This window comes from Thiocystis violacea (assembly GCF_016583575.1).
Lineage (GTDB): Bacteria > Pseudomonadota > Gammaproteobacteria > Chromatiales > Chromatiaceae > Thiocystis > Thiocystis violacea.
On sequence record NZ_NRRG01000014.1, the window covers coordinates 83,948 to 94,638 of the forward strand.

Annotated in this window: 7 protein-coding genes; 3 read left to right on the forward strand and 4 right to left on the reverse strand. The window is 66.6% G+C overall.

Going from position 1 to position 10,691, the window contains the following annotated elements:
- Positions 1-54: 54 nt before the first annotated feature.
- The 4 genes from CKO27_RS09400 to CKO27_RS09415 are packed head-to-tail and all read right to left on the reverse strand — an operon-like array spanning position 55 to position 4,345.
- Positions 55-1,389 (reverse strand): sigma-54-dependent transcriptional regulator, encoded by a 1,335-nt coding sequence (locus CKO27_RS09400; protein ID WP_200374624.1) that lies wholly within the window; start codon positions 1,387-1,389, stop codon positions 55-57.
- On the reverse strand, positions 1,386-2,987 hold the full coding sequence (locus tag CKO27_RS09405) for a sensor histidine kinase (protein WP_338115959.1): 1,602 nt from the start codon (positions 2,985-2,987) through the stop codon (positions 1,386-1,388). The genes CKO27_RS09400 and CKO27_RS09405 overlap by 4 nt, the downstream gene beginning before the upstream one ends.
- Entirely contained in the window at positions 2,977-3,315 is a 339-nt protein-coding gene (locus CKO27_RS09410) for a hypothetical protein (RefSeq protein ID WP_200374626.1), read from the reverse strand. The genes CKO27_RS09405 and CKO27_RS09410 overlap by 11 nt, the downstream gene beginning before the upstream one ends.
- 22 nt (positions 3,316-3,337) lie before the next feature.
- Positions 3,338-4,345, reverse strand: coding sequence for a hypothetical protein (locus CKO27_RS09415; protein WP_200374627.1), 1,008 nt, complete (start codon positions 4,343-4,345; stop codon positions 3,338-3,340).
- A gap of 580 nt (positions 4,346-4,925) precedes the next feature.
- On the opposite strand from CKO27_RS09415, the gene CKO27_RS09420 reads away from it, so the two are divergent.
- From CKO27_RS09420 to CKO27_RS09430, 3 genes are all read left to right on the forward strand, one after another.
- Positions 4,926-7,721, forward strand: a complete 2,796-nt coding sequence (locus tag CKO27_RS09420) for an EAL domain-containing protein (RefSeq protein WP_200374628.1) — start codon at positions 4,926-4,928, stop codon at positions 7,719-7,721.
- Positions 7,722-8,126: 405 nt separating this feature from the next.
- The gene (locus CKO27_RS09425) at positions 8,127-8,795 is read left to right on the forward strand and encodes a response regulator (protein ID WP_200374629.1); all 669 of its coding nucleotides are present in this window, start codon (positions 8,127-8,129) and stop codon (positions 8,793-8,795) included.
- Entirely contained in the window at positions 8,792-10,135 is a 1,344-nt protein-coding gene (locus tag CKO27_RS09430; protein WP_200374630.1) for an ATP-binding protein, read from the forward strand. The genes CKO27_RS09425 and CKO27_RS09430 overlap by 4 nt, the downstream gene beginning before the upstream one ends.
- Positions 10,136-10,691 lie beyond the last annotated feature (556 nt).

Below are 10,691 nucleotides of genomic sequence, written 5' to 3' on the forward strand. Positions count from 1 at the left end.
CGGCAAAACGGGCTCCCAAGCGCTCGGCTTGGGAGCCACACCAGCGATCCCGAATCAACCCTCCCGCCGTCGAAGTCCATATTTTCCCATCTTGTAACGCAGCACCCGCTCGCTGATGCCGAGCCGGTCGGCCGCGCGGGTCTGGATCCAGTCGGTCTGTTCCAGGGCCGCGACCAGCAGATCACGCTCCAATCCGTCGAGACGTTCCTGCAACAACCCCTGATCCAGCGCCGCGCCGCGACGCACCTCCTCCGGCAGGTCGCTCGGCTGCAACAGGCTGCCGCGCGCCAGGGTCAGGCTGCGCTGGATGATGTGCTCCAACTCGCGCACGTTGCCCGGATAGTCGTAGCGGACCAGAAGGTCCAGCGTCTCCATCGCCAACCGTATGGGGCGGCGCGCGTCACGGGCGACGAAATGCTCGACCAGCGCGGGGATGTCCTCGCGTCGGCGACGCAGCGGCGGGACGGGAACATCCAGGACGTTGAGACGAAAGAAGAGATCCTCGCGGAAGGCGCCGGTCTCGGCGAGGGCGCGCAGATCGCGGTTGGTGGCGGCGATCACGCGCGTCTCCACCGCGATGTCGCGCTCGCCCCCGACCCGGCTGATGCGCTTCTCCTGGAGCGCGCGCAGGAGCTTGGACTGGAGCGTCGGCGGCAACTCTCCGACCTCGTCGAGGAAGAGCGTCCCGCCCGCCGCCCGCTCGAAGCGTCCCCGGTGTTGCCGTTCAGCCCCGGTGAAGGCGCCTTTTTCGTGCCCGAACAGCTCGCTTTCAAAGAGATTCTCGGGGATGGCGGCGCAATTGACCTCGATGAAGGGGGCCTCGGGCGTGGGACCGAGCAGGTGAATGAGCCGGGCGATCAGCTCCTTGCCGGTGCCGGTCTCGCCCTGGATGAGCACGCTCCAGGGGCTGTCCGCGACTCGCCGCACCAACGACAGGGTTTCGCGCATCGCGGGGCTCGCGCCAATGATTTGAAGAGGAAGCGGACCCGAGGCGACCGCCTCGACCACTTCGGCCACGTCATCGGCGACGGCCAGCGACTGTTCGATCCGCTCGATTTTCTCGCGCAGGCTGGTCAGATCCAGGGGCTTCTCGATGAAGTCGTCCGCACCCAGCTTCATGACGTTGACCGCCGTCTCGACCGCGCCATAGGCGGTGATGAGGATGGCTCGCACCAGGGGATTGCTGGCCTTCATCCGCGCCAGCACCTGATCGCCGGTGAGTCCCGGCATGCGATGGTCGAGCAGGGCGAGCTGGATCGACTCCTGGCGAAACAGGGTCAACGCCTCCTGGCCGTCCGCCGCGGCCAGCACCCGATGGCCCTGCTGTTCGAGAAACCCCGCCAGCAGTTCGCGTTGCATGGGGTCGTCGTCGGCGATCAGGATTCTCATCGATTCCTCGGTTGGTTGGGCGCGGATGGTAGGGCGATGCCGACGCGCAGGCGTCCGGGTCGCGGTGTCTCCAGCGTCAGGCGGCCGCCGTGGGCGGTGATGATGCGTTGCGAAATCGCCAGACCCAGCCCGGTCCCGGTGGTCTTGGTGGTGAACCAGGGCTCCAGGATCCGTTCCAGCTCGCCCGCGGCGAGTTCCAGGCCATCATTGGCGACGGACAGATGCGCGAAGCCATCGGCGCGCCAGACCCGGATCTCCAGGCTACTCGCCCCGCCGTCGGCTTCCAGGGCATTGCGCAGCAGATTATCCAGGACCTGGCGCAGAAGATCCGGATCGCCGAGCGCCCAGGTTCCGGGGCTTGGATCGAGCGCGATCCCCGCGTCCCCGAGGCGCGCCTGGTACAGACTCAGTTGATCGGCGACCAGGACATCGAGCGCGACCCGCTCGCGGCGCGGTCGCAAGGGTCGGGCGTAGTCCAGCAAACCGCTGACCGTGGTGTTGGTGCGCCGCACCGCCTCCAGCACCAGATCCACCAGCCGGCGATGCCCAGGGAGCAACTCATCCGCCTCCAGTTGCAGACGCTGGAGCCCCATGGCCATGGCATTAAGCGGATTGCGGATCTCGTGGGCGATCGCGGCGGCGGCGCGGCCCAGACCGGCCTCCTCGCGCTGGCGCGACAGCCGCCGTTCGTAGTCGAGGAGCTGGCGCTCATGGGCGCGCTGATGATGGTAGAGGATCCAGGCGCCGATGCCGCCGGTCAGCCCCAGCACCAGGACGAACCCCAGGAATTGTCGCCAGAGACGCTCGCGCATCGCCAGAAGCGGCCCGGCGTCCAGATCGAGCAGCAGACGCGCTCCGGCGACCGGGGCGCTGGCCTCGGCGACGGTTCGCCCGTCATCCAGTCGACGCATGGCGATCCGCGGCGGATCGGCGCGCGTCGCCGGCGAGGGTTCGGCGCGCGGCTCGCCCTCCAGACGCACCTCCACCACGCCAGGCAGACCGGCCACCGATTCCAGCGCCTTGGGCAGTCCGATCGCCGCCTCCAGCGCCTCGGTGTGACGGCTGTCCAGTCCGACCAGGACACAGCCCTGACCTCGGATGTCCGCGACCCCGAACAGGATGGTGTGCGTGGAGGCCAGGCGGAGCAACTGATCGAGACGCGCGCAGTCTAGCGCTTCATCCGGCGCCCAATCCGCCGGACCCTGGACCACGCCGTCCGCGCGGATGACGCGGATCACGGACAGCCCCGCCTCGTCGGCGAAGGCGCTCAGCTCATCGGAACGAAAGGGCTCGACGCCGTCCAGATAGACGACGAAACGCGCCGAGTTGCCGAGAAAGCGGGTCAGGATATCGGCGGTGACGCGCTCCGCCAGCAGGGCGTTGCGCGCGTGCAGGATCACCGCGTCGGTCAACAGACGGGCGTGCGCGCCGGCATCCTCCAGAAACACCCGTTGGGCCTGTCGGGTCTGGACGAAGAACCAGCCCAGCACCAGGGCGAACAGCAGACCGAACACCAGCAGATGACCCAGCCAGGGCGGGGGCAGACGGCGCCGGCCGGAATCGGGCCGGTCGGAACCAGCCACGGTGTCAGCGTCCACCGCGCCTCCCGAATCCACGCTCGGCCCCATGCATCAAGCGCGCGCGCACCCCGGTACGATCCGGTTCGGCCAGGCCCTGATCGAGCGGAACCAGTCGCGCGCCCGAGCCGGGTCCGGGCCACAGCCGGACCAGGCGGCCGGGCTCGATGCCTGGCGGCAACTCGGCCCGATCGACGAGGATGCTGACGCGCTCGTCCTCCCCGTCAGCGCGATCCTCTACGGACAGGGTCACCCGGTCGGCCTCGACCGACAGCACGCGCGCCAGCACCGGCTCCCCGGTCCCCGCCGACACGTCGGCCAGCGCCAGCATCAGCCAGAGCCCAAGCACGGCCGGCCACGCCGGATGAGGATCAGAACGACCAGGCCAGGCCACACTCGGTCACCTCTTGTCGGAATGACCGCCCCGCGATACTGGAGTCGCTGTCGAGCCAGTCCAGACCGCAAAACCACTCGCTTCGCCCGAGGTTTCGCCGCACGGCCAGCCCGAGCGTGCGCTGGATATCCTCGCGCTCCTGTTGCCGCGGTGCCTGATCGTAACGGGTGCGCGACCAGCCAAGGCCCAACTCAAGACGCCAGCTCGCCGCGGGCTCGATCCGCATCACCAGCCCGAGGCCGTGCCGGTCATAGGCTTCGGCGGACACCGGCGAGTCGCGCCGGGCGCCGGCGAGTGAGAATACAGTCGCCAGGACCGGCGACCAATGATGGGTGACATCGATCCCGAGACCGGATAGCCAGTCGTCCCGGCGGACCGCCTCGACCTCGCGCCCGCGCCCCGAGCTATTCGAGCTGCTATTCGAACTACCCGAGGGGTGATCCCTGGGGCTCGATCCTGGCCGCCCGGACCAGGGAAGCGACGCGTTGCGATAGGCCAGCCGGCGCGTCTCTCCCATCAGACCGAGCGTATCGCGGGCCGTCAGGATGTAATCGTAGCGCAGCGTGAGCGCGGCCTCGTCGCGCTCATCCGCCGGGACGAGGGCGTCGCGGTAGGCGGCACCCGCGAGCGACAGGGTCATGAGGCCAGCCCCCTGGGCCGTCGCACGGGACCAATCGGTTCGTAGCGCGAGGCGATGGGAATCGTTGGCGGCCTCGTAATCGCGCAGCCAGCCGCTCGCCGCGAAGGTCAGGTCAGCCCCGCCAAGGCGCATCCGCCGCGCGGCATCGAAGGCGTATTGGGCGAAGAACAATCCCATGCCCGCCTCGCTTTGCGCCGGATTCGAGTCATAGCCGGTGGTGACCTCCAGGCCGAGGCTCAGGGGTTGCTCGGCCAAGGCGGGACCAACCCAGCAGAGGAGCAGCGATCCGGCGGTCGATCGCGCGAACTCACTCAAACGAGCGCCAGGCGCCAGACGAATCGGCACGTTTGCTGTTCCTCTCGCGATGGTTGAAGGTCGATTGGCGGCGGACCCAAGGGGGCGGACGACAGGATAGGCCCGCGCCAAGCCTTTGCAAGCCGTCGTCACTGATCCGCTGGCATCGGACGACGCCCGAACGTTTGTTCGAGCCTTCCAGGCAAGGATCAGGAGGTCGATTCCGACACCCTCGAAGAGGATGGGCCAATGCTCAAGCGCCAGCTCCTGGAGCTGGCGACTTTGCCGGGTGCCCCAATCGAGAGGATCGGCGCGTGGAAGATGGGCACGCCCGGCCAACGTTAGCGCCAGTCCAAACATTAGAGCACGGGCTTTGCCCATCCTACGAATTGGAGCAGTACCGCTCCGTCATGCGATCCACTAGGCCGCATTGGATTTCCATGTGCGTGACCATAGAGATACACGGACCGCAAGCACCTGACGAGTATCGGTTGTGAGATCTTGGCGTCCAGCCAGTGGTTATCGTGGCGACTACCCTAATGGCGGAGCGGAATCCATTGCTACCATGCCCACCAGAGCGACGCCCCCGGATGGCCCGAAAACCATCGCTCAGCGCAGAGAGACCGCGCGCGTGCCGCTTCGCTTGAAGCCCCAACCTTGGGCGTTAGTGGTCGCGGTCGTCTTTGCCGCGTACGTGATCGTGCTGCTCGCGAACGCCTACCAATCCCAAGGCCAACTGCGCGCGGCGACCGAGGCGCGGGTGCTGGCGGACAACCGCCAGGTCGCCAGGCTCATCGGCGATTTCCTGGCGGAGCAGCGCCATGCCGTGGTCACCCTGGCGGAGAGTCGGGAGATCGAGACCTATCTGACCAACAAGGCGCTGGGCATGTCCATGCGCTACGGCCTGAGCGCCAGCCTGATCGCCATCGAGGAGAGTTTCCGGAACGGACTGGGTCGCCGGACGGTGTTCGGGGAACCCGTTTACGATCGGATCCTCTATCTCGACGAGACCGGCGAACGTCTTGTCGACACCGAAGCGGGCACACCGCTCAATGCGATCGGGACCGGACTGGAGGTGGCCCCGCGCCTGCGCATCGACGACGCGCACGGCTGGATCATCGCTTCCGCTCCGGTTGACCTCCGCGGCAAACCAGGTGGCGCCCTGATGACGCTGTCCAGGCTGGCACGGCTGTCGCGTCACCTGACGGAACCTGGCACGGATCTCGGCTTCCGGCGATTCCTCATTACCGAGACCGGTCTGGAATTGGGGGTGTCGGATCCTTCTCGTCCGGGTGGCGTGCCGGCTCCGGCCCTGATCGGGCTGCCGCCGGAAAGCCTGACGCCCCTGGACGCCATGCCGGATCTCGTGAAGGGGCGTTTCTCCGAGAATTACGACCTGGTCTTGCGCCTGCCAATCGCGGGGACGTCGCTTTCGCTGGTTACCCTGCTCCCGGAGTCCCTGCTCTACGGCCATATCACCTCCCGGCGTTTTCTGCTGTTCGCCACTCTCGTGCCGGCGATCCTGCTGCTGGCGGCGCTGTGGATCGATCGCATACGGCGCCACGCCCGGAGGCTTCAGGCGGATGTGATCGAGTCCCATCGCGACCGGATGGAACTCCAGGATCGCAACGAGGCCTTGACCTCCGAGATCGCGCGTCGCGAGGCCTTGGAGCGTCGGTTGCGCGAGAGCGAGGAGCGCTACCGTACCTATATCGAACATGCGCCGGAAGGCGTCTTCGTGTCCGACTCGAGCGGACGCCTGATCGACGCCAATCCATCCGCCTGCGACATGGTTGGCTACAGCCGCGCGGAGCTGCTCGCGATGACCGTCACCGATCTGTCGCCGCCCGGCCTTGAGGCGGCGCACTCGGGGTTGCTCGAACAGGTTCTGCGCATCGGGCGGAAAGAGGTCGAGATCGATCTGCGCTCGAAGGATGGGCTCGACATGGTCGCCAACCTGCGCGCCATCGCCCTGCCGGGCGGTCTGGTCATGGGCTTTTGCGTGGATATCACGGAGCGCAAGCGAGCGGAGGCACGGATCCATAGCCTGGCCTATTTCGATCCCCTGACCGGCCTGCCCAATCGCCGCATGCTGCTGGACCGACTGGGTCTGGCGATGATGGCCGGCCGCCGCCATGGCGGTTACGGCGCCCTCATCATGCTGGACCTGGACCATTTCAAGGACATCAACGACACCCAGGGCCATGATGTCGGCGATCGCCTGCTCGTCGAGGTAGCGCGCCGGCTCGTCGACGGCGTGCGTGGCGAGGACACCGTGTCCCGGCTCGGTGGAGATGAGTTCGTGGTCGTCGCCAACGACTTGGGAACGGAGGCGTCGGGCGCCGCGCCGCAGGCCGAGATGATCGCCGAGAAGATTCGCCATGCGCTCGCCCGACCCTATGCGCTGAGCGAGGGAAGGCCCGCGCACCACGCCACCGCGAGCCTCGGCGTGGCCCTGTTCAAGGGTCAGGAGGTGACCGTCGACCTGCTGCTCAAACAGTCCGACGTGGCACTTTACCAGGCCAAGAGCGCGGGCCGCGACACCATCCGTTTCTTCAATCCGGACATGCAGGCCAATATCGACGCGCGTGCGTCGATGGAGTCGGCCCTGCGCCTGGCGATCGGACAGCGTGAGCTGCGGCTGCACTACCAGCCGCAGGTGGACCGGCATGGACAGGCGACCGGCGCGGAGGCCCTGTTGCGTTGGCTGCCACCGAGCGGCGAGCCGATTCCGCCAGGACGCTTCATCCCGCTGGCCGAGGAGACCGGGCTGATCCTTCCGATCGGGGCCTTTGTGCTGGAGGAGGCCTGCGCGCAACTGCGACGCTGGCAAGCCGATCCACGGACGGCCTCGCTGGTGCTTTCCATCAATGTCAGCGCCCGTCAGTTTAACCAGACGGATTTCGTCGAACAGGTGCGCGCCCGGATCGAACATTTTGGCGTGGTTCCCTCGCGGCTGAAGCTGGAACTCACCGAAAGCGTCGTGCTCGACCGGGCCGAGCAACTCATCGGGCGCATGCGGGCGCTGAAGGATTTCGGCGTGGGCTTTTCGCTCGATGACTTCGGCACCGGCTATTCATCCCTGTCCTATCTCAAGCGCTTGCCGCTGGATCAGGTCAAGATCGACCAGTCGTTCGTCCGCGACATTACCCACGACACGAACGATGCCGCGATCGTGCGCGCCGTTCTGGCCATGAGTCACTCGCTCGGTCTGAACGTCATCGCCGAGGGCGTCGAAACAGAGGAGCAGCGAGCCCTGCTGCTGGAGTTTGGCTGCGAGCACTTTCAGGGGTATCTGTTTGGCAACCCCGCTCCGATCGAGGACAACCCGCGGCTGTCGATTGCCGACGCCTCTCATTGCCCAACCCGCGCTCGCGCCGCATCCACCTCGGAGAGCCTCGAATCCGCGGTCCAGGACTGGTCGTGAAGGCGTGAATCGAACCCGTCGGCGGAAGCCCGACGACGACCATCCCCCCCTTCCAGACCCGCGAAGTCGCCCATTTCGCGGCGTTCTCCAAGAGGTTGTCGAGCCGTTCCAGCGAATCATCCGGCATGAGCGCGGCCATGGCCGCGGGCGGCATCTCGAGTTCAACCGAGCGCCAGGATGCCAGGCGCCAGACGAATCGGCACGTTTGCTTTTCCTCGCGCGATGGTTGAAGGTCGATTGGCGGCGGACCCAAGGAGCGGACGACAGGGATGAGTCGCGCCTGGCGTCGAGCGGATCGTGCCGCGAGACGTCGACCCATCATCCGCTTGTTCGAGCCGGCCAGGCGAGGCCATCCGCCGGACGATGCGAAGTGGTTGATTGAACCATCGAGACAGTGAACAGCCTATGCGGGTTTTAATCGTTGAAGACGATCCATTGCTCGGACCAGGGTTACAAACGGGTTTGGGCCAGGATGGTTACGCGGCCGATTGGGTGCGCTCCGCCGAGCCCGCCGAGCATGCGCTGCGGATCGAGCACTTCGATGTCATGGTGCTCGACCTGGGCCTGCCCGGACGCGATGGTCTCGCCCTGTTGCGGGATCTGCGCCGGCGGGGGATCGATTTGCCGGTCCTGATCCTCACGGCTCGCGATGGCGTGGCGGCCAAGGTCGCGGGGTTGGACGCGGGCGCGGACGATTATCTGGTCAAGCCGTTCGATCTCGACGAGTTGAGCGCGCGGATCCGCGCACTGCTGCGCCGTCGTAGCGGCCAGACGACATCCCTGTTCCAGGTCGGCGATCTGGTTCTGAATACCGCCTTGCGCGAGGCGACCCTGCGCGGCGAGTCGCTGAACCTGTCACCCAAGGAATTCGCCTTGCTGGAGACCTTGATCGCCTGCGCCGACCGTGTGGTGCCCCGCGCCCGGCTTCAGGCGTCGACCTATGGCTGGCGCGACGGCATCGAAAGCAACGCCCTGGAGGTGCATATCCACAATCTGCGCGGCAAACTCGGCAAGGAACGCATCCTCACGATTCGGGGCGTCGGTTATCGATTGGTCTCGGAGCCCTCGCCATGAGATCGATCCGCCGCCGTCTGCTGTTCTCGCTGTTTGTCCTGTGGACGACCGTCTGGGTCGCGGTCGGGCTGGTCTCGCTGGACCGCTCGGGACACGAGGTCGGCGAACTGCTGGACGCCCAGTTGGCGCAGACCGCCCATGTCCTGCGCCAGATCACCCAGGCCGGCCATCTGCCCCACATCGCCGGCGCGCCGCAAAGGCTCTCGCCGCTCGGTCATCCTTACGAATCCCAGATCAGTTTCCAGCTCTGGGAGGGCGATCTGCTCATCAGCACCTTCGGCGCGGCGCCGGTCGAACCCCTGGCGCGGCGGCTGGGGTTCTCGGATCAGACGATCGCGGAAACCCGCTGGCGGGTCTTCGGACTCCCGGCGGGCGATGCCGACGGGGTTCTCTATGTCGCGCAAAACTACAGTGTCCGCGAGGAGCTTATCGAGTACCTGACCCTCCATGCCCTGCGCCCCATCCTCTGGTCGCTGCCGCTGAGCGTACTGCTGATCTGGCTGGCGGTAACGGAGGGCCTGCGCCCCTTGAGCCGACTGGCCCGCGACATCCGGCACCGCTCGGCGGAGCAACTGGACCCGATCGATGCCCGCCGGGTGCCCGTCGAAATCCAGCCACTGACCAACGCGCTCAATGGCCTGATGGATCGACTCGAACAGGCCCTGGACGCGGAGCGGCATTTTGCCGCCGATGCCTCGCATGAGCTGCGCACCCCCTTCGCCATCATCCGCACTCACGCCCAGATCGCCCAGCGCAGCCGCGATGCCGGGGAGCGTTCCAAGGCCCTCGACAGGCTCATTCTCGGGGTCGACCGGGCGACGCATTTGATCGCGCAGCTACTCACCCTGTCGCGTTTGCAGCACCAGGCCGGCGACGCCGAAAGCGGCGCCTGGCCGCTGGCCCGATTGGTCGAGCAGGTCGTGGATGAGCGGCGGGCGTCGGCGCGCGCCAAGTCGATCGAACTGTCCCTCGCGGTTCCGGATGGCGAGCCCTGCCTCGTCGGCATCTCGCCAGGAACCCTGAGCATTCTGGTCGGTAATCTGCTGGACAACGCGATCAAGTACACCCCGGAGGGTGGTCGCGTCGGCGTGAGCCTCGGCGTGCGGCGGGAGCGTATTCTGTTGTGGGTGCGCGACAGCGGCCGAGGCATCCCCGCCGCGGATCGGGCGCGGGTCTTCGATCGCTTCTATCGTCCCGCCGGCCAGGCCGAGTCCGGCGCCGGACTCGGCCTGGCGATCGTGCGGCGCATCTGCGAGCGGCACGGCGCCGAGATCGAATTGCTCGACGCCGAGGATGGATCGGGCCTGCTCGTCGAAGTGACGTTTCATCGGCCTGCGTAATCTCGCTAGGCGGTCTGCCGTGGGTGTCAGGTCCGTTCCAACTCCCGACACCGGAGCTTCGTCGTTCGGAGTCCGCGGTTGGCAGGGCAGCCGACACGGCCCCCTGTCAGGAGTCGCATAGACCGTCACCGGAACTCTCAACCATGAGCCTCCAATTGCCCCCGTCAAGGTCCGGGCTTAAGATCAAGCCGTGTCCGCCGGTCCCATCAGCACGGCATCCGAAGGCGGCGGATCGGGGACCCCGTTTCTGTCTGTACGGCCGACCAAACCGTCTTTCGTGTCACGAATTGATGGCATGAGGCGCCTAGCCGCCGTGTTGGCGCGGAATTCCCGAGGTGTAGCCGGGCCGCGCGGACGGACGGGGTCAATATGGGGTGGGTGCTAGACAGAATCTGTCTAGTACAGAACTTAGAGAATCGGTCTAGTGCCGAATGGCACTAAGATAAGTCTCTCGATTTTTAAAAACAAACAGTTACAACCGCTGATGCGGTTTGCGGAATCGGTGTCCTCAGCGCTGTTTCTTCGGGTGGCCATGGTTACGGACCTCTTCCTGTGC